Below are 18326 nucleotides of genomic sequence, written 5' to 3'. Positions count from 1 at the left end.
CGTCATTGTCCACCAGTGGCCCGCTTCATCGAGCGGGCGTCCAGCCCGGCCAGCGGGTCGGCGGACACCTCGGCGTTGTGCGCGTGCGCGAAGTGGTGCAGGCCGAACACCGAGTCCATGCCCGCGCGCAGCCCCATCTGGTCCTCGGCCTGGTTGACCGCCTTCTTGGCCAGCGCGAGCCCGAACTGCGGCATCCCGGCGATCCGCGCCGCCACCGCGTCCACTTCGGACTCCAGCTCGGCGCGCGGCACGACCCGGTTCACCATCCCGCGCTCCAGCGCCCAAGCCGCGCTGAACCGGTCGCCCGTGAACAGGAACTCCTTGGCCGCGCGTGGCCCCAGGACCCACGGGTGGGCGAAGTACTCGACCCCGGGGATGCCCATGCGCACCACCGGATCGGCGAAGAACGCGTCATCCGAACAGATGATCAGATCGCACACCCAGGCGAGCATCAGCCCGCCCGCCACGCACGCGCCCTGTACCATCGCGATCATCGGCTTCGGGATCTCGCGCCAGCGGCGGCACATCCCGAGGTAGACCTCGCTCTCCCGGGCGAACCGCTGGTCACCGCCCGGGCGGTCGACGTGGTCCCACCACAGGACGGCCTTGCGCTCGAAGCTGACATCGACGTCGCGGCCGGGCGTGCCGATGTCGTGGCCCGCCGAGAAGTGGTCGCCGGCGCCCGCCAGTACGATCACCTTGACCTCCGCGTCGTCCACCGCCCGGGTGAACGCCGCGTCCAACGCATAGGTCATCGCCGAGTTCTGCGCGTTGCGGTAGCGGGGGCGGTTCATCGTGACCACGGCGGTCGCCCCGCGCCGCTCGTAGGTCACCACGTCCTCGGTCATGCGTCCCTCAGCATTCTCTTCAGGATCTTGCCCGTCGCGTTGCGTGGCAGTTCGTCGCGCAGTTCCACCGAGCGCGGGACCTTGTAGTTCGCCAGCCGCTCCCGGCACACCGCGAGTACGTCCTCTGTGGACACGTCGCCGACGACATACGCGCGGCCGACCTCCCCGAGTCGTCCGTCCGGCACGCCGACCACCGCGCACGCGGACACCCCGGGCAGCCGGGCGATGACCTGCTCGACCTCGGCGGGATAGACGTTGAAGCCGCCGCACACGTACATGTCCTTGAGCCGGTCGGTGATCGTCAGGTAGCCGTCGGCGTCGAGCGCGCCGACGTCGCCGGTGTGCAGCCAGCCCTCGTGCGGCGGCTCGTCGAGGTAGCCGAGCATCACGTTCGGCCCGCGCACCAGGATCTCCCCGGTGTCCTCGGCGATCCGCACCTCGAACCCGGCCGCGGCCCGGCCCGACGTCCGCGAGATCGTCTCCGCCGGGTCGCCCGCGCGGCACATGGTCACCACGACGGCCTCGGTCAGCCCGTACGCGGTCAGGACGGTCTGGAAGCTGAGCTCAGACCGCATCCGCTCGACCAGCACGACCGGCACAGGCGCCGCGCCGGTCACGGCCAGTCGCAGGGTCGACAAGTCCCGCTCGCCCGGCCGGTCCAGCATCGTCTGGTAGATCGTCGGCGGCCCGGGGAGCACGGTGATCCGCTCCCGTTCGACCAGCTCCAGGGTTCGGTCCAGGTCGAACACGGCCTGCGGGACGATCGTGGCGCCGGTGAGCAGTGCGGCGAGGATGCCCGCCTTGTACCCGAAGCTGTGGAAGAACGGGTTGACGATCAGATAGCGGTCGTCCGCGGTCACCTCGCCGCACTCGGCCCACGCCGCCGCCACGCCCAGCGCCTGCCGGTGCGCGCTCATCGCGCCTTTGCTCGTGCCCGTGGTGCCGGAGGTGAAGAGGATGTCGGCGACCTGGTCGGGTGTCACAGAATCGGCCCTGGCGCGGGCGACGTCGCCGGGGACGCGTTCGGCTCGCGCGGTCAGGTCTTCGTCGATGCCGAGCACGGTGACGCCGTAGAGCGCGGCCGGGTCGATCGACGCGAGCCGGTCGACGCCGAGGAACTCGCCGACGATGAACAGCACCCGCGCCCGCGACCGCACCAGCACGTCGGTGATCTCCGGGCCGGTGAACCGCGTGTTGACCGGCACCAGCGCGCCGCCCGCGTACTGCGCCCCAAGTGCCGCGACAACCCACTGATGGGTGTTCGGCGCGCAGATCGCCACCCGGTCGCCCGGCTCCAGGCCCTCCGCGATCAACGCGCGCGCGACGGTCTCCACCGCTTGTAAGACGTCAGACCAGGTGAGTCGGACGGGCCCGTCGGCGATCGCCTCGCGCGTGCCGAACCTGGCCGCGGCGGTCCGCAGGGCGGCGGGGGTGGTTGCCTGCACGCGACTCCTCCAAAGCAAGTGCTTGGTAGGCTACTCTAGCCGACGATGGCAAGAGTGGAGGTGCGCGTGGACTTCCGATCAGCGGCGAGAGAGTGGCTGGCCGAGAACCTGGCGGGCGAGTTCAAGCACCTGCGCGGCCTCGGCGGACCCGGCCGCGAACACGAGGCGTTCGATCAACGCCTCGCCTGGGACCGGCACCTCGCCGCGGCGGGCTGGACGTGCCTCGGCTGGCCGGTCGAACACGGCGGCCGCGGCGCGAGCCTCGCCGACCGGGTCGCCTTCCACGAGGAATACGCGCGGGCCGACGCGCCCGCCCGCGTCAGCCACGTCGGCGAGGAACTGCTCGGCCCCACCCTGCTCGCCTTCGGCACCGACGCGCAGCGCGCCCGCTTCCTGCCGGGCATCCGGAACGTCACCGAGCTGTGGTGCCAGGGCTACTCCGAGCCGAACGCGGGCTCCGACCTCGCCGCCGTCCGCACCAGCGCCGTCCGCGACGGCGACGAGTGGGTGATCACCGGCCAGAAGATCTGGACGTCGCTGGCCCACGTCGCCGACTGGTGCTTCGTCATCGCCCGCACCGAACCCGGCTCCCAGCGCCACCACGGCCTGTCCTACCTGCTCGTTCCCCTCGACCAGCCCGGCGTCGAGATCCGCCCGATCGTCCAGCTCACCGGCACCGCCGAGTTCAACGAGGTGTTCTTCGACGGCGCCCGCACCGCCGCCGACCTGGTCGTCGGCGACGACGGCTGGAGGGTCGCCATGGGCACCCTCGCCTTCGAACGCGGCGTCGCGACGCTCGGCCAGCAGGTCGGCTTCCGCCGCGAACTCGACGCGCTCGACGCCCTCGCCCGCGCGAACGGCGCCGCCGACGATCCGGTGATCGCCGACAAACTCGCTCGCGCGCGGGTCGGCCTCGAAGTCATGCGCGCCTACGCCACCCGCCGCTCCGATCCGTCGGTCGCCAAGCTCGTCTGGGCGCGATGGCACCGGGGCCTGGGTGAGCTGGCGATGGAGATCAGCGGTGCCGCGTCGATGATCACGCCGGACGGCCTCGACGAGTGGCAGCGGCTCTACCTGTTCAGCCGGGCCGACACGATCTACGGCGGCTCCGACGAGATCCAGCGCAACATCATCGCCGAGCGCGTGCTCGGCCTGCCCCGGGAGGTCCGACCGTGAAAGGGCACGCCCTGCTCGACGGCAAGGTCGTCGTGGTCACCGCCGCCGCGGGCACCGGCATCGGCTCCGCCACGGCCCGGCGCGCCCTTGAGGAAGGCGCGCGCGTCGTGATCAGCGACTGGCACGAGCGCAGGCTGGCCGAGACCGCGGCCAAACTCGCCGCCGACCACCCCGACGCGGTTCACTCGCTGGTCTGCGACGTCACCGACGAAGCGCAGGTCCAGGCCCTGGTCGACGGCGCGGCCGCGCACTTCGGCCGCATCGACGTCATGGTCAACAACGCGGGACTCGGCGGCACGAAATCCGTTGTGGACATGACCGACGACGAGTGGTCTCGCGTCCTCGACGTGACCCTCAACGGCACTTTCCGCTGCACCCGGGCCGCGCTCCGCCAGTTCATCGCCCAGGGCGGCGGGGGCGCGGTGGTCAACAACGCCTCCGTCGTCGGCTGGCGCGCGCAGCAGGGCCAGGCGCACTACGCCGCGGCAAAGGCTGGCGTGATGGCGTTGACCCGGTGCGCCGCGGTCGACGTCGCCGAGCACGGCATCCGGGTCAACGCGGTCGCGCCGAGCCTGGCGATGCACCCGTTCCTCGCGAAGGTCACCACCGACGAGCTGCTGACGGAACTGGCTGGTCGGGAGGCGTTCGGGCGGGCCGCGGAACCGTGGGAGGTCGCCAATGTCATGGTGTTCCTCGCCAGTGACCTCGCGAGCTATCTGACCGGCGAGGTCATCTCGGTCAGCAGCCAGCACCCTTGAGAAGGAACCGATGATGCGAGAGAGCAGCGGCAGGCGCGCGGAACTGCTGGCGCTGGCGGCCGACATGTTCGCCGAGCGCGGCTTCCGGGCCACCACGGTCCGCGACATCGCCGACCGCGCGGGCATCCTGTCCGGCAGCCTCTACCACCACTTCGACTCCAAGGAGTCCATGGTCGACGAGATCCTGACCGGCTTCCTCGACGCGCTGTTCGGCCGCTACGAGGAGATCGTCGCGCTCGGCGCCGGGCCGCGCGAGACCCTGGAGGCCGTGGTCGTGGCCTCGTTCGAGGCGATCGACCGCAGGCACGCCGAGGTCGCGATCTACCAGAACGAGGCGTCGTACCTGGCGCAGTTCGAGCGCTTCGGCTACATCGAGGAACGCAACGTCCAGTTCCACAAGATGTGGTCGACGATCCTCACCGACGGCGTGACGCGCGGTGCGTTCCGGCCGGATCTGGACGTCGAGGTCGCCTATCGCTTCCTGCGCGACACCGTCTGGGTGGCCGTCCGCTGGTACACCCCGGGCGGCGCGCTGACCTACCAGGACATCGCCCGCCAGTACCTCGGGATCCTGCTCGACGGGATCGCCCTCAGCCCCAAGGAGTAACCCGTGACCGGTGCTGCCTACGTGGTCGACGCCCTGCGCACCCCGTCCGGCCGCCGCGGCGGCGCGCTCAGCACCATGCACCCGCTTGACCTGGGCGCGCACGTGCTGCGGGCGCTGCTGGGCCGGGTCGACGTCGACCCGGCCGCGGTGGACGACGTGGTGTTCGGCTGCGTCGACACGGTCGGGCCGCAGGCCGGGGACATCGCCCGCCTGTCCTGGCTCGCCGCGGGGCTGCCCGACGAGGTGCCCGGGGTGACCGTCGACCGGCAGTGCGGTTCGAGCCAGCAGGCACTGCACTTCGCCGCGCAGGTCGTGCTCAGCGGCACCGCCGACCTGGTCGTCGCGGGCGGCGTGCAGAGCATGAGCCAGATCCCCATCGGCTCGGCGATGACCGTGGGCCACCACTTCGGGTTCCCGACGCCGATGTCCGGTTCGACCGGTTGGGCCGCCCGCTACGGCGCCGAGGAGATCGACCAGTTCCGCGCGGCCGACCTGATCGCCGAGAAGTGGGCCTTGGGTCGGGACGAGTTGGAGGAGTTCGCGCTGACCAGCCACCAGCGCGCTCTGGCCGCCATCGACGAAGGCCGGTTCGCGCGCGAGATCGTGCCGGTCGGCGCCTTCGCCGTGGACGAAGGGCCGCGTCGGGACACCTCGCTGGAGAAGATGGCGGGGCTCAAGCCGCTGCGTGAGGGCGGGACCACGACCGCCGCCATGGCCAGCCAGATCTCCGACGCGGCATCCGCGGTGCTGATCGCCTCGGAGCGGGCGGTGCGGGTCCATGCGCTGACCCCGCGCGCCAGGATCCACCACGTCTCCGCGCGCGGAGACGACCCGGTGTTCATGCTGACCGCGCCCATCCGCGCCACCCGGCACGCGCTCGACCGGGCCGGGATGTCGCTCGACGAGATCGACTTGTTCGAGGTCAACGAGGCTTTCGCGAGTGTGCCGCTCGCCTGGCTGCGTGACCTCGGCGCCGACCCGGCGCGGCTCAACGTCAACGGCGGCGGCATCGCCCTCGGCCACCCGATCGGCGCGACCGGCACGAAGCTGTTCACCACGCTGCTGCACGAGCTCGAACGCACTGGCGGGCGGTTCGGGCTGCAAACCATGTGCGAAGGCGGCGGCCAGGCTAACGTGACCATCGTCGAACGTCTCGGCTGATTGCGGTAACCGGCGCGCGGTGGCAGCGTTGAACGTTCGGAAGCTGGAGGACCGCTCATGGCGCTGATGCCCGTCACCGACTCGATGTTCCTGCTGGGCGAGTCCCGCGAACACCCGCTGCACGTCGGCGGGCTGCAGCTGTTCGAACGGCCGGAGGGCGCGGGCCCCGACTACGTCAGCGAGCTGCACAAACGGCTGATCGAAGAGGTCGACATCCGGTCGCTGTTCCGCCGCAGGCCGCGCGGCCCCGTCGGCAGCGTCGGCCCGCTGCGCTGGGCCAACGACGACGACATCGACCTCGAGTACCACGTCCGGCTCTCCGCCCTGCCCACCCCGGGCCGCGTGCGTGAGCTGCTGGAACTGGTGTCCCGCCTGCACGGCTCGCTGCTCGACCGGCACCGGCCCCTGTGGGAGGCCCACCTCATCGAGGGCCTGGCCGACAACCGCTTCGCCGTCTACACCAAGGTCCACCACGCCCTGGTCGACGGCGTGTCCGCGCTGCGCCTGCTGCAGAAGTCGCTGTCGGAGGACCCCGACGAACGCGACATGCGCCCGCCGTGGTCGCCGCGGCTGCGCACGGACGCCGCCCAACCGCCGCGCGGCGGCGACGGGAACCCGCTGGCCGGGATCACCGGCGCGGTCAACGCGGTGCGCGACGTGATCGGCCTGGCGCCCGCGGTGGTGCGGTACGTGAACCAGGTCTTCCAGGAGCAGTCGGCCACGCTGCCGTTCGAGGCGCCGAAGTCGATGTTCAACGTCCCGATCACCGGCGCCCGCCGCTTCGCCGCGCAGGGCTGGCCGATGGACCGCATCCGCGCCGTCGGCGTCGCCGCGGGCGCGACCGTCAACGACGTCATGCTGGCCATGTGCGCGGGCGCCCTGCGCGAGTACATGATCGAACTGGGCGAGCTGCCCGACAAGCCGCTGGTCGCCGCCGTCCCGATCTCCCTGCGCGACGGCGACTCGACCGGCGGCAACGCGGTCGGCCTGATCCTGACCACCCTGGCCACCGACCTCGACGACCCCATGGACCGCCTGGCCGCCATCAGCGAGTCGATGCGCCGCGGCAAGCAGTTCTACAGCGGCATGAGCCAGCTGCAGATCACCGCGCTGAGCGCCATCCCGTTCGCGCCACTGGCCGTCGCGCTGCTGCCCGGCGCGCAGAAGATCACCCCGCCCGCGTTCAACCTGCTTATCTCCAACGTCCCCGGCCCGAAGAACGCCCTGTACTGGAATGGCGCCCGCATGCAGGGCGTGTACCCGGTATCGATCCCGTACGAGGGGCAGGCGCTCAACATCACGGTGACCAGCTACAACGGCAGCCTGGAGTTCGGGCTCACCGGGTGCCGCCGCTCGGTCCCGCACCTCCAGCGCCTGTTGACGCATCTGGAGACTTCCCTTGCGGCGATGGAGAAGCAGCTCGACTGACAGTCGATGTCGCCCGCCTAGGCCGACGTGATGGGCCGACAGCCTCCTCATGGGGTCACCGAAGGCGTAGGCGGACCTCGTCGGCCTGCGCCATGATCCCGTCGATCAGCTCCGCACACGTGGGAAGGTCGCGGAGCAGACCGACGACTTGCCCGGAGGCGAGCACACCGGCATCGGTGTTGCCGTTGACGAGCCCTTCACGCAGCAACATGGGCGTATTGGCCGCCATGATCGTCTGCGCCCAACTGAGCTCCTTGGCGTGGCGCATGGCTATTCCTTCGCGCACCATGTCGAGCCACCGGGTCCCGCTGAGCTTCCTGAACCTGCCCGCGTTCTTGACGGCCGCCACCAACGGCGCGAGCCTGCCACCACGCTCTAGCCGTTCCACCAAATCAGTCCTGAGCACGCGATGGGGCATCCCGTCGACCTTCGTGCTGACCACGGTCCCGTCGAGCTCCTTGGCGAGGTAGGCCCTCTTCACCTCGTCGGGCACCGTGCTCTCCTGAGTCAACAGAAACCGCGTCCCCATCGCGATCCCCTGTGCCCCATACGCCATCGCGGCGATAAGCCCCCGCCCATCGAAGAACCCACCTGCCGCGACAACCGGAATGTCCACACTGTCCACAACGGACGGCAGTAGGAGCGTGGTGGCCACCGCCCCGGTGTGTCCGCCCCCTTCACCCCCTTGCACGATCACCGCGTCGGCCCCCCACGCCGCGACCTTCTCCGCATGCCTGGCGGCCCCGACCGACGGAATCACCACCACGCCGCGCTCTTTGAGCCTGCCGATCAACTCCTTCTTGGGCGCCAAGGCAAAGGACGCGACCTTGACACCTTCCTTGATCAGCAGCTCGACCCGTTCAGCCGCATCGACGGCGTCGGCCCGCAAGTTGACACCGAACGGATTGGCCGTCCGCGCCTTGGTTTCGCCAATCGCCTTGGCGAGTTCGTCGTAGGTCATGGTCGCGGACGCCAGAATCCCCAGCCCACCCGCATTCGCGACAGCCGAGACAAGCCGCGCCCCGGCGACCCACCCCATCCCGGTCTGCACCAGCGGAAATCGCACGCCAACAAGCTTCGTGAACGCAGTCTCCATCGGTTATCCACACACTTCCGCAGTTATCCACAGGAAGATCAACAACTGCCCCTTTCAGTCCCACTCCGGGTAGACTGGACAAGGGCCGTCCCCCCGGGACGGGTGGGGGCTGCGCTCGGGATCTCTCGGGCTCGCAAAGAGTTCGGGTCCAGGTAGCGCAGCAGGTCCAGTTCCTCGTCGGTCGGCAATCGAGTCTCCGCGACATCGTCGATCGCCAGGTCGAAGCCGGTTGCTTCCTGGACCTCGGCCACGGAAACACCGGGATGAACCGAAGCCAGCCGCATTCGGTGGTCCGGGGTGGCGAAGTCGAGCACGGCCAAGTTGGTCACCACCCGGTGGATGTCGTGGAAAGGCCCCGCCGCCTTGTCGTAGCCGACGCCCGAGACCATGTCGACCGTCTCCACGAAGACACGCGGACTGTGTCGGGGAACCCAGTAGCTCGTCCGATGGTTCACCGTGTTCCCCGGCGCCCCGCGAACTCCCAGCAGCTGGCGGGTCGGGCGCGTCGCCGGGCCGATGCGGGAGATGTTCTGGTTTCCGTACCGGTCGATCTGGTTCGCGCCCATCACCACGTGCCTGCGCCCGTGGGCGAGCATGTCGAACACCATCCGATACGGCAGCCACCCCTCAACCTGACCACGTTCCCCAAGCGGCGGGGTGTCGGCGAGTAGGAACGCCTCGCCGTCGGACAGCAGCAGGTCCGGCGCGCAGGTCAACCTCGCCAGACGAGCGCCGAGGGTCGGGAGGGTGCCCATGGGGCTGGCCAGGATCTCGCCGTCGCCGGAGAACAGGTCGGCGCAGGCGACCGCGCAGATGTCGGCCCGGTTCACGCGGTCACCGCCAAGTACTGGGCGTAGAACTCCGACCACAGGGCCGGATCGGCCGCCGCCAGCACATAAGACCGCTGCAAGGTCTCGTCGCGGTCGTAGTCCGGGACGCAGCTGGTGAAACCCGCCCCACCAGGGGCTTCGACAACGCCGTCCACCATCATCCGGTTGAGCAGCAACGTCTGTACCGGCGCCGCCGCGAACGACTCGACCACCTTCTCGCACGACACATACCGGCGTGTAGCGGCAAGGCAGAACAGGTCGTCGAAGTACGGGTCCGGGCCGAGGTACTGCGCGTTGCCGTGGCGGTCGGCCCGGTTGAGGTGCACGAGCGCGGCGTCCAGGTGCAGGGCGGGCATCGCGACCAGTTCCGTGTCGTCGTAAGGCGAGCGGATCGTCTTCAGGGTCGGGTCGTCGCGCAGGACATCGGAGCCGAGACCGGCGCGGATCGGCAGGAACGGCAGCCGGTGCGCGGCGGCGCGGAGACCGCATTGGAACATGCCCTCGTCGAGTTCCCGGACCCGGATCGCGCCGGTCTGGCGGGCGTGCTGGAACCAGGGGTCGTAGGCGATGCTGTCGAGGGAGACGAACCCGAACACCACCTCCTTGACCTTCCCCGCCGCGCACAGCAGGCCGACGTCGGGGCCGCCGTAGGACACGATCGTCAGGTCCCGCAGGTCCGACCGCAGGATCGCGCGCACCAGCGCCATCGGCTTGCGCCGCGATCCCCAGCCGCCGATGCCGATGGTCATCCCATCGGCCAGTTCCGCCACGACTTGCTCGGCGGTCATCCGCTTGTCGCGCATTATCTGTCAGCCACCCCGTCCGCGAGCTATCCGTCGAGAAAGGACTGTCGGGCGGCGTCGGCCGCGCCGATCAAGTTCAGTTCATAGGTGAAGCCCTGCTCGAAGCGGTAGCTCCGGTGCACCGGCTGCGGGTCGATGCCGTTGATCGCCTCTTTCGCACGCCGGATCACCCGCGTGTCCTTCGCCGCGATCTCTTTCGCCAGCGCCAGCGCGGCGGCGTCCAGCTCGGCGCGGGGGACCACCTCGCACACCGAGCCGTGCCGCCGCAGCGTGGCGGCGTCGACCGAGCGGCCGGTGAAGTAGAGCGTGCGCATCAGGTGTTGGGGGACGAGCCTGGCCAGGTGGGTGGCCGCGCCGAGTGCGCCGCGGTCGACCTCGGGCAGGGCGAACGTGGCGTCGTCGCTGGCGATGATGATGTCGGCGTTGCCGATCAGGCCGATCCCGCCGCCAAGGCAGAAGCCCTGCACGGCGGCGATGACCGGCACCGCGCAGTCGTACACCGCGGCGAACGCGGCGTAGCAGCCGCGGTTGGCGCCGACCAGCGCGTCGTACCCGGCGGTGCGCTGGATCTCCTTGATGTCGACGCCCGCGTTGAACCCCCGGCCCTCGGCGCGCAGGACCACGACGTGGGTCGACTCGTCGCGGCCGGCGGCCAGGAGCGCGTCGGCCAGGTCGAACCAGCCTCGCACGGGGATGGCGTTGACCGGCGGGAAGTCGACGGTGACCACCGTGACGCCCGCGTCGGTCCGGCTGGTGACGGCCATCGGCCTCCTTCCAAACCTAGCGATTGCTTGGTACGTTAGCAGCGCATTCCGACGACGGCTAGGAGGTCTCGTGAGCGTGGCCCAGCCGGACTCGGTGGTACTGGTGACCGGCGGCGAACGCGGCGTCGGCGCGGGCATCACCCGGGCCTTCCAGAAAGCAGGCGCGACCGTCGTGACCTGCGGCCGGACGGCCCCCGACGTGCCGATCGGCGAGTTCATCCCGTGCGACGTCCGTGTGCCCGAGCAGGTCGCCGCCCTGCTGGCGGACATCGTGGCGCGGCACGGCGGGCTCGACACGGTGGTCAACAACGCGGGTGGGGCGCCGTTCGCCAAGGCGGCCGAGGCGTCGCCGCGGTTCCACGCGAAGATCGTCGAGCTGAACCTGCTGGCCCCGCTGCTGGTCGCGCAGCGCGCGTATCCGCTGCTGGCCGAGCGCGGCGGGTCGGTGGTGATGGTGAGCAGCGTGAGCGGCACGCGGCCGTCGCCGGGCACCGCGGCCTACGGCGCGGCCAAGGCGGGCCTGAACAACCTGACCGCGAGCCTGGCGATCGAGTGGGCGCCGCGGGTGCGGGTCAACGCGCTGAGCGTGGGGATGGTCCGCACCGAGCAGGCCGAGTTGCACTACGGCGACGCGGCCGGGATCGCCGCGGTGGGCGCGACTGTTCCCTTGGGACGCTTGGCCGAACCGGACGAGATCGGCGCGTGCGCGGTGTTCCTCGCCTCACCGATGGCCTCATACGTGAGCGGGGCGACGCTGCTGGTCCACGGCGGCGGCGAGGTCCCCGCGTTCCTGGCGGCGAGCAACGTGACGGAGAACCGATGAGCCTGTGTCAGGACCGAGTCGTCGTGGTGACCGGCGCCGGGCGCGGGATCGGCCGCGCACACGCCTTGGCCTTCGCCGCGGCGGGCGCGAAGGTCGTGGTGAACGACGTGGGCGCCGCACTCGACGGATCCTCCACTTCGGACGGCCCGGCCGCCGCCGTCACCGCCGAGATCGTGGCCTCCGGCGGCCAGGCGGTCGCGAACACGTCGGACATCGCCGACTGGGCAGGCGCGGCGACCCTGATCGAGACCGCCCTGTCCACGTTCGGCGGACTGGACGTCCTGGTCAACAACGCGGGCTTCCTCCGCGACCGGATGCTGGTGAGCCTGACCGAGGACGAGTGGGACGCGGTCATCCGAGTGCACCTCAAGGGCCACTTCGCCCCCCTGCGGCACGCGGCGGGCCACTGGCGCGCCCAGGCCAAAGCGGGTCACCCAGTCGACGCCCGGGTGATCAACACCAGCTCCGGCGCGGGCCTGCTGGGCAGCGTCGGCCAGGGGAACTACTCGGCGGCCAAGGCCGGGATCGCGGGCCTGACCCTGGTGGCGGCCGCCGAACTGGGCCGCTACGGGGTGACCGTCAACGCGATCGCCCCGGCCGCCCGGACCCGCATGACCGAGACCGCCTTCGCCGCCACGATGGCAGCCCCCCAATCCGGCTTCGACGCGATGGCCCCGGAGAACATCTCACCCATCGTGGTGTGGCTGGGCAGCCGGGAGTCGGCGGGCGTCACCGGCCGGGTCTTCGAGGTCGAGGGCGGAAGACTCTCCCTTGCCGACGGCTGGCGGCACGGGCCCGCGGTGGACAAGGGCGCCCGCTGGGAACCCGCCGAACTGGGACCGGTGGTGGCCGACCTGCTGTCCAAATCCCCGCCGCCGACGCCTCCCTACGGCGCCTGATCCAACCGGAGGGGGCCGAGCCGGGTCAGAGGCGTTCCAAGATCGTCGCCGTGGCCAGAGCGCCGCCCGCGCACATCGAGATCAGTGCCGTGGAGCCGTCCCGTCGTTCCAGCTCGTGCAGTGCCGTGGTGATCAGCCGGGTGCCCGTGCTGCCCACCGGATGCCCCAACGCGATAGCCCCGCCATTCACGTTCACCAAGCCCATATCCGGCGAATGCACCCGAGCCCACGACAGCACCACCGAGGCGAACGCCTCGTTCACCTCGAACAGATCCAGATCCCCGACCTTCATCCCACTGCGCTCCAACACCCGCGCCGTGGCCTGCACCGGCCCGTCCAGGTGGAAATACGGCTCCGCTCCCACCAAACACTGCGCCACGATCCGCGCGCGGGGCCGCAGCCCCAGCGATCGAGCCCGCTCAAGGTCCATCACCAACACCGCCGACGCCCCGTCGGAGATCTGTGACGACGTCCCCGCCGTGTGAACCCCACCGTCCAGCACCGGCTTCAACCCCGCCAAACCAGCCGAAGTCGTCTCCCGCAGCCCGCTGTCCCGCGCGAACTCCCCGACCGCCACGACCTCCCGCGCGAACCGCCCCTCATCCCAAGCCTGGCGCGCGAGCGTCTGCGAACGCAGGCCGAAAGCGTCCACATCGGACCGCGACAGCCCCCGGTGGGAAGCGATCCGCTCCGCGGCGACGAACTGGTTCGGCAGGTCGATCGACCACGACGCGGGCCGCGGTGACGCGTCCCCCACGTTCGCGCGCAGCGGCACCCGGCTCATCGCCTCCACCCCGCACGCGATGCCGACGTCGATCGCGCCCGCGGCGATCAGGCCCGCGACCAGGTGGGTCGACTGCTGCGCCGAGCCGCACTGCGCGTCCACCGTCATGCAGCCCGTCGAGTAGGGCAGCCCGGCGTGCAGCCAGGCCGTCCGGGTGACGTTGTTCGACTGCTCGCCCGCCTGCGTCACGCACCCGCCGATCACCTGCTCGACCAGCGCGGGGTCGATTCCCGCCCGCGTGATGAGGCCGCGCTGGGCGTGGCCCAGGATCTCCGCGGCGTGCAGGTCGGCCAGGGCGCCGCCGCGCTTGCCGATGGGGGTGCGGACGGCTTCGACGATCACCGGATTGCCCACGCGCGCTCCTTTGCTCACCACAAAACTAGAACACGTTCAATGTGTAATCAAGATCGTCTAGCAGTCGATCATGCTGCGACGCTTCCAAAAGTAAACACCGTATGCTGAAATCAATTCTAGAACCCGTTCCAGCATGGAGGCAGTGTGGCAGCGATCCCCGCCGGTTTCGACTTCACCGACCCCGACCTCTACGCCCAGCGCATCCCCGTCGCCGAGTTCGCCGAGTTGCGGCGCACCGCCGGGGTCTGGTGGAACGCCCAGCCGCACAACACCGCGGGCTTCGGCGACGACGGCTACTGGGTGGTGAGCAGGCACGCCGACATCAAGGAGGTCTCGCGCAACAGTGAGGTGTTCTCGACCTGGGAGAACACCGCGATCATCCGGTTCGGCCCCGACATGGAGCGCGAGAAGATCGACCTGCAGCGGCACATCCTGATCAACATCGACCCGCCGCACCACACCAAGCTGCGCGGCATCGTCTCCCGCGGCTTCACTCCGAAGGCCGTCAACAGCCTCCGCGACGCCCTGTCCTGCCGCGCCGCGCGCATCGTCCAGTCGGCCATGGACGGCGGCACGGGCGACTTCGTCACCGACATCGCCTGCGAGCTGCCCCTGCAGGCCATCGCCGAGCTGCTCGGCATCCCGCAGGAAGACCGGCACCGCGTCTTCGACTGGTCGAACCAGATGATCGCCTACGACGACCCCGAGTACTCCGTCGAACCGGAGACCGCCTCGGTCGAGCTGCTGGGCTACTCGTGGAACCTCGCCGAGGACCGCAAACGCTGCCCGGCCGACGACATCGTGACCAAGCTGGTCAACGCCGACATCGACGGCGGCAATCTCGGTTCCGACGAGTTCGGCTTCTTCGTCCTGCTGCTCGCCGTCGCGGGCAACGAGACCACGCGCAACGCGATCACCCACGGCATGCACGCGTTCCTGGAGAACCCGGAGCAGTGGGAGCTCTACAAGGCCGAACGCCCCAGCACGACCGCCGACGAGATCGTCCGCTGGTCGACGCCCGTGGTCTCCTTCCAGCGCACCGCCACCCGCGACACCGAACTCGGCGGCGCGGAGATCAAGAAAGGCCAGCGCGTCGGCCTGTTCTACAGCTCGGCCAACTTCGACGCCGATGTCTTCGACCAGCCCGAGAAGTTCGACATCACCCGCGATCCCAACCCGCACCTGGGTTTCGGCGGCACCGGCGCGCACTACTGCATCGGCGCGAGCCTCGCCCGCCTGGAGATCGACCTCATGTTCAACGCGATCGCCGACCACATGCCCGACATCCGCAAGGTCGCCGACCCGCGCAGGCTGCGGTCGAGTTGGCTCAACGGGATCAAGGAGTTCCAGGTCGCCTACCGCTGAGGCTTGTCCTTGCCCACAACCCACATCGCGAAGAACTGGGACCCGCCGCCGTAGGCGTGTCCCAGTGCTTTGCGGGCACCGTCGACCTGGTGGTCCTCGGCCCGCCCCATCACCTGCCGCGCCGCCTCGGCGAACCGCAGCATCCCGGACGCGCCGATCGGGTTCGACGAGAGCACCCCGCCGGACGGGTTCACCGGCAGCCGCCCGTCCATCGCGGTCTCGCCCGCCTCGGTGAGCTTCCAGCCGACCTCGGCGAACCCCAGGTTCTCCAGCCACATCGGCTCGAACCAGGAGAACGGCACGTAGATCTCGGCGGCGTCGATCTCGCTGAACGGGTCGGTGATCCCGGCGTCGCGCCACAGCGCGGCCGCCGCGTCCCGGCCCGCCTGCGGGCTGACCTGGTCGCGGCCCGCGTAGGTCGTGGGTTCGGTGCGCATCGCGGTCGCGTGGATCCACGCCGAGTCGGCGCGCGCGGAGCCCGCGTCGCCCAGGACCATCGCGCACGCGCCGTCGGACGACGGGCATGTCTCGTCGTAGCGGACCGGGTCCCACAGCATCGTCGACGCCTGCACGGATTCCAGCGTGATGTCTGGTTGGCGCAGGTGCGCGTACTGGTTGCGGGCGCCGTTGCGGCGGTCCTTCACCGCGACCATGGCGCCGATGTGGCCGGGCGCGCCGGAGCGGCGCAGGTAGGAGCGGATGTGCGGGGCGAAGTAGCCGCCCGCGCCCGCGCCGACGGGCATCGTGAATGGCGGCGCGATCGACAGCGCCCACATCGCGTTCGACTCGGACTGCTTCTCGAAGGCCACCGCCAGCACTCGGCGGTGGACGCCCGCGTGGATCAGACTGGCCGCCACGATCGCCGTCGAGCCGCCGACCGAGCCCGCGGTGTGCACCCTGAGCAGCGGTTTCCCGGTCGCGCCGAGGGCGTCGGCGAGGAAGAGCTCCGGCATCATCACGCCCTCGAACAGGTCGGGCGCCTTGCCGACGACCACCGCGTCGATCCCGTCCCAGTCCACTCCGGCGTCGATCAGCGCGCGGTCGATCGCCTCGCGGCACAGCCCCGCCATGGACACGTCGAGCCGCTTGGCGCGGTGGTGGGTCTGGCCGACCCCGAGGACGGCGGCGGGGTGTTTCATCGACCCTCCATGACGCAGACCAGGTTCTGCTGCAGCGCGGGCCCACTGGTCGCGTGCGCGAGCACCCGCCCGTGGGACCCGTCGAAGACCCGCCGCGCGGCCTCACCGATCCGCGCGAGCCCCGCGGCGAACATCGGATTGCCTTTGAGCGGCCCACCCGATGGGTTGACCACCACGTCATCCGACAGTGTGAGCGCCTGGCGCAGCAGGATCTCCTGATGGGTGAACGGCGCGTGCAACTCGGCGAGCTCGACCCCGCCGGCGCCCGCGGCCCGCGCGGAGGCCACAGTGGACGGTGAGGTCGTGAGATCCCGGGCGCCGAGGCTGCCGGAGTCGATCCGGTGCTCGATCCCGGTGATCCACGCGGGCCGTTCGACGAGTTCGCGGGCCCGGTGCTCGGCGGCCAGGATCACCGCGCACGCACCGTCCGTGACCGGCGCGCAATCGTGGCGACGCAGCGGATCGGCGATGTAGGGCTGGTTGAGGTCCCCGCCGACGACGTCGGCCATCGCCTGCTCCGACCAGAGCCCGGCGTCGATCCCCAGCCTGGCCTGCAGCGCGGCGATGGTTACCGAGTCCGGCCAGAGAGGCGCGACGGTGTAGGGATCGAGTTGGAGGGCGAGTGTGCGGCGCAGGTTTCCCGCGGAGGATTTCCCGAACCCGTAGACGAGCGCGGTGTCGACCTCGCCGGTCCGGATCTTCAACCAGGCTTCGTAGAGCGCCCACGCCGCGTCCATCTCGACGTGCGACTCGACGATCGGCGGCACCGCCCCGATCGCGTCGACCGCCGCGATGAACGAGAACGCGCGCGCGGCCAGGTAGTCCGACGAGCCGGAACACCAGAACCCGATGTCACTTCTGGTGAGCCCGGTGGCGGCGAACAGTTCGGCGAAAACGGGGACAAGCATCTCGACCCCATTGGTGGTGCCGTCCGTCTTCCTGACGTTGGGCGCTTGCGCGAACCCGACCACTGCGACGTTCACAGGTGCCCCGCAAAGGTGTCGTAGTCGGCGTCGGGTTCGCCGGTGGGGGTGAAGTGCTCGATGTTCTCCAGCGTCGTTCCCCAGTCGGCTTGGGGTTTCCAGACCGCGCGGACCCGCATGCCCATCGTGACGTTGTCGGCATCGCAGCCGAGGACGAGATGCAGGAAGGCGATATCGGCCCCGTCGAGCAGGATGTACGCGGCGACGTAGGGCGGGTTGATGCGTTGGCCGAGGAAGGGGACGTTGACGATGCAGAAGGTCGTCACGATCCCGGTGTCGGGCAACTCGACTTCGTCGACCGTGGGGACGCCGTCGACGGGGCAGGCGCCTCGGGGTGGGATGTAGACCTTGCGACAGCGCGGACACCGCTGCCCCAAAAGCCGCCCCTCCGCCAACCCCCGCAGATACCGACTCTCCTCCGGCGACACCGAATGCAGCACATCCAGCGAGATCGGCGTGGTCACCATCGACACTTCGCCACCTGGGGCAAGCCCCGAAACACCCCCAGCGCAGCCCCCACCCTTCCCGGGGGGACGTCCCTGCTCCAGTCTATCGGCGGGTGGCGTTTTCGGGGTGGGGGGCGCTGCGGCTGTGGATGGTTCAGCGGGATGTGGATCGACCGGTTCGAAGCAGGCGATGTCGGTGATTCCGCCGGTCGGGGTGGGATTCCAGCGGATTCGGACGCGCATGCCGGTGGACATCTCCGCCGGAATCGTTACGTCCACGGCGTGCAGTAGCGGAGTGTCGGCGCCGTCGAGGAGGACCATCGCCCAGGCGAAGGGGCGGTCGAAAGGTTGGCCCTCCAGCGGGCTGCTCATCCATGTCCACGTCACGACGGTCCCCGACGACGCGACTGGGACGAACTCCGAGAGTGGTTCCGCCGTCACCGGGTCGTACTCGATCGGGGGAACGTGCACTCGCCCGTCCGAGCCGCGCACGCCGACTACCCGGTGGGAGCGCAGTTCGGTCATGAAATGGCCTAGAACAGGTCCCAGGGAACGCGTGTAGTCGAACCCCACTCGCAACGGGGCACTCAGTGGCGCGGTCACCCAACGAGTGAAAC

At 70.2% G+C, this 18326-nt stretch carries 18 protein-coding genes; 8 read left to right on the top strand and 10 right to left on the bottom strand.

Annotated features, from left to right (window positions below):
• Positions 1–2: 2 nt before the first annotated feature.
• Complete coding sequence (locus ACSHT8_RS17865; protein ID WP_436491959.1) at positions 3–848, bottom strand: enoyl-CoA hydratase; 846 nt, start codon at positions 846–848, stop codon at positions 3–5.
• The gene (locus ACSHT8_RS17860; protein ID WP_436491958.1) at positions 845–2293 is read right to left on the bottom strand and encodes a FadD3 family acyl-CoA ligase; all 1449 of its coding nucleotides are present in this window, start codon (positions 2291–2293) and stop codon (positions 845–847) included. The genes ACSHT8_RS17865 and ACSHT8_RS17860 overlap by 4 nt, the downstream gene beginning before the upstream one ends.
• Before the next feature lie 45 nt (positions 2294–2338).
• Between ACSHT8_RS17860 and ACSHT8_RS17855 the strand changes: the two genes are divergently transcribed.
• The 5 genes from ACSHT8_RS17855 to ACSHT8_RS17835 are packed head-to-tail and all read left to right on the top strand — an operon-like array spanning position 2339 to position 7423.
• The gene (locus ACSHT8_RS17855) at positions 2339–3469 is read left to right on the top strand and encodes an acyl-CoA dehydrogenase family protein (RefSeq protein ID WP_436491957.1); all 1131 of its coding nucleotides are present in this window, start codon (positions 2339–2341) and stop codon (positions 3467–3469) included.
• Positions 3466–4227 (top strand): SDR family oxidoreductase, encoded by a 762-nt coding sequence (locus tag ACSHT8_RS17850; RefSeq protein WP_436491956.1) that lies wholly within the window; start codon positions 3466–3468, stop codon positions 4225–4227. The genes ACSHT8_RS17855 and ACSHT8_RS17850 overlap by 4 nt, the downstream gene beginning before the upstream one ends.
• Before the next feature lie 13 nt (positions 4228–4240).
• On the top strand, positions 4241–4834 hold the full coding sequence (locus ACSHT8_RS17845; protein WP_436491955.1) for a TetR/AcrR family transcriptional regulator: 594 nt from the start codon (positions 4241–4243) through the stop codon (positions 4832–4834).
• A gap of 3 nt (positions 4835–4837) precedes the next feature.
• The gene (locus ACSHT8_RS17840; protein ID WP_436491954.1) at positions 4838–5995 is read left to right on the top strand and encodes an acetyl-CoA C-acetyltransferase; all 1158 of its coding nucleotides are present in this window, start codon (positions 4838–4840) and stop codon (positions 5993–5995) included.
• A gap of 57 nt (positions 5996–6052) precedes the next feature.
• Positions 6053–7423, top strand: coding sequence for a WS/DGAT/MGAT family O-acyltransferase (locus tag ACSHT8_RS17835; RefSeq protein WP_436491953.1), 1371 nt, complete (start codon positions 6053–6055; stop codon positions 7421–7423).
• A gap of 55 nt (positions 7424–7478) precedes the next feature.
• Here the strand turns inward: ACSHT8_RS17835 and ACSHT8_RS17830 are convergent, their stop codons facing one another.
• Genes ACSHT8_RS17830 through ACSHT8_RS17815 form a run of 4 tightly spaced genes read right to left on the bottom strand, consistent with a single transcriptional unit; the run spans position 7479 to position 10916 of the window.
• Positions 7479–8519, bottom strand: a complete 1041-nt coding sequence (locus ACSHT8_RS17830) for an NAD(P)H-dependent flavin oxidoreductase (RefSeq protein WP_436491952.1) — start codon at positions 8517–8519, stop codon at positions 7479–7481.
• A 38-nt stretch (positions 8520–8557) separates the two neighbouring features.
• A complete protein-coding gene (locus ACSHT8_RS17825) occupies positions 8558–9349 on the bottom strand; it encodes a CoA-transferase subunit beta (protein ID WP_436491951.1) in 792 nt (263 codons plus the stop codon).
• Positions 9346–10152, bottom strand: a complete 807-nt coding sequence (locus ACSHT8_RS17820; protein ID WP_436491950.1) for a CoA transferase subunit A — start codon at positions 10150–10152, stop codon at positions 9346–9348. The genes ACSHT8_RS17825 and ACSHT8_RS17820 overlap by 4 nt, the downstream gene beginning before the upstream one ends.
• Before the next feature lie 26 nt (positions 10153–10178).
• Complete coding sequence (locus ACSHT8_RS17815) at positions 10179–10916, bottom strand: enoyl-CoA hydratase family protein (protein ID WP_436491949.1); 738 nt, start codon at positions 10914–10916, stop codon at positions 10179–10181.
• 70 nt (positions 10917–10986) lie between these two features.
• Between ACSHT8_RS17815 and ACSHT8_RS17810 the strand changes: the two genes are divergently transcribed.
• Both ACSHT8_RS17810 and ACSHT8_RS17805 read left to right on the top strand, forming a co-directional pair.
• Positions 10987–11739 (top strand): SDR family oxidoreductase, encoded by a 753-nt coding sequence (locus ACSHT8_RS17810; RefSeq protein ID WP_436491948.1) that lies wholly within the window; start codon positions 10987–10989, stop codon positions 11737–11739.
• Positions 11736–12638 carry an SDR family oxidoreductase gene (locus ACSHT8_RS17805; RefSeq protein WP_436491947.1) on the top strand — a complete coding sequence of 301 codons (903 nt, stop codon included), beginning with the start codon at positions 11736–11738 and terminating at the stop codon, positions 12636–12638. The genes ACSHT8_RS17810 and ACSHT8_RS17805 overlap by 4 nt, the downstream gene beginning before the upstream one ends.
• A 25-nt stretch (positions 12639–12663) precedes the next feature.
• Here ACSHT8_RS17805 and ACSHT8_RS17800 read toward each other — a convergent pair whose 3' ends face one another.
• Complete coding sequence (locus ACSHT8_RS17800) at positions 12664–13776, bottom strand: steroid 3-ketoacyl-CoA thiolase (RefSeq protein ID WP_436491946.1); 1113 nt, start codon at positions 13774–13776, stop codon at positions 12664–12666.
• 144 nt (positions 13777–13920) lie between these two features.
• On the opposite strand from ACSHT8_RS17800, the gene ACSHT8_RS17795 reads away from it, so the two are divergent.
• Positions 13921–15141 carry a cytochrome P450 gene (locus ACSHT8_RS17795; RefSeq protein WP_436491945.1) on the top strand — a complete coding sequence of 407 codons (1221 nt, stop codon included), beginning with the start codon at positions 13921–13923 and terminating at the stop codon, positions 15139–15141.
• On the opposite strand, the gene ACSHT8_RS17790 is transcribed toward ACSHT8_RS17795, so the two are convergent.
• Genes ACSHT8_RS17790 through ACSHT8_RS17780 form a run of 3 tightly spaced genes read right to left on the bottom strand, consistent with a single transcriptional unit; the run spans position 15132 to position 18312 of the window.
• Positions 15132–16280 carry a thiolase domain-containing protein gene (locus ACSHT8_RS17790; protein ID WP_436491944.1) on the bottom strand — a complete coding sequence of 383 codons (1149 nt, stop codon included), beginning with the start codon at positions 16278–16280 and terminating at the stop codon, positions 15132–15134. The genes ACSHT8_RS17795 and ACSHT8_RS17790 overlap by 10 nt on opposite strands.
• A complete protein-coding gene (locus ACSHT8_RS17785; protein WP_436491942.1) occupies positions 16277–17263 on the bottom strand; it encodes a thiolase domain-containing protein in 987 nt (328 codons plus the stop codon). Before ACSHT8_RS17785 ends, ACSHT8_RS17790 begins: the two co-directional genes overlap by 4 nt.
• The gene (locus ACSHT8_RS17780) at positions 17260–18312 is read right to left on the bottom strand and encodes a Zn-ribbon domain-containing OB-fold protein (RefSeq protein ID WP_436491941.1); all 1053 of its coding nucleotides are present in this window, start codon (positions 18310–18312) and stop codon (positions 17260–17262) included. The genes ACSHT8_RS17785 and ACSHT8_RS17780 overlap by 4 nt, the downstream gene beginning before the upstream one ends.
• Between the last annotated feature and the right edge of the window lie 14 nt (positions 18313–18326).

It is taken from the genome of Actinokineospora sp. HUAS TT18 (genome assembly GCF_051364635.1).
Lineage (GTDB): Bacteria > Actinomycetota > Actinomycetes > Mycobacteriales > Pseudonocardiaceae > Actinokineospora.
The sequence above is the reverse complement of the archived record's forward strand: the minus strand, read 5'-3'. Positions and strand labels throughout refer to the sequence as shown.

What these genes read in the sequence shown, in the direction of transcription:
- ACSHT8_RS17835 (WP_436491953.1), top strand. Translation starts at nt 6,053, where the DNA reads ATGGCGCTGATGCCCGTCACCGACTCGATGTTCCTGCTGGGCGAGTCC.
- ACSHT8_RS17830 (WP_436491952.1), bottom strand. Translation starts at nt 8,519, where the DNA reads ATGGAGACTGCGTTCACGAAGCTTGTTGGCGTGCGATTTCCGCTGGTG.
- ACSHT8_RS17865 (WP_436491959.1), bottom strand. Translation starts at nt 848, where the DNA reads ATGACCGAGGACGTGGTGACCTACGAGCGGCGCGGGGCGACCGCCGTG.
- ACSHT8_RS17805 (WP_436491947.1), top strand. Translation starts at nt 11,736, where the DNA reads ATGAGCCTGTGTCAGGACCGAGTCGTCGTGGTGACCGGCGCCGGGCGC.
- ACSHT8_RS17815 (WP_436491949.1), bottom strand. Translation starts at nt 10,916, where the DNA reads ATGGCCGTCACCAGCCGGACCGACGCGGGCGTCACGGTGGTCACCGTC.
- ACSHT8_RS17845 (WP_436491955.1), top strand. Translation starts at nt 4,241, where the DNA reads ATGCGAGAGAGCAGCGGCAGGCGCGCGGAACTGCTGGCGCTGGCGGCC.
- ACSHT8_RS17820 (WP_436491950.1), bottom strand. Translation starts at nt 10,152, where the DNA reads ATGCGCGACAAGCGGATGACCGCCGAGCAAGTCGTGGCGGAACTGGCC.
- ACSHT8_RS17790 (WP_436491944.1), bottom strand. Translation starts at nt 16,280, where the DNA reads ATGAAACACCCCGCCGCCGTCCTCGGGGTCGGCCAGACCCACCACCGC.
- ACSHT8_RS17855 (WP_436491957.1), top strand. Translation starts at nt 2,339, where the DNA reads ATGGCAAGAGTGGAGGTGCGCGTGGACTTCCGATCAGCGGCGAGAGAG.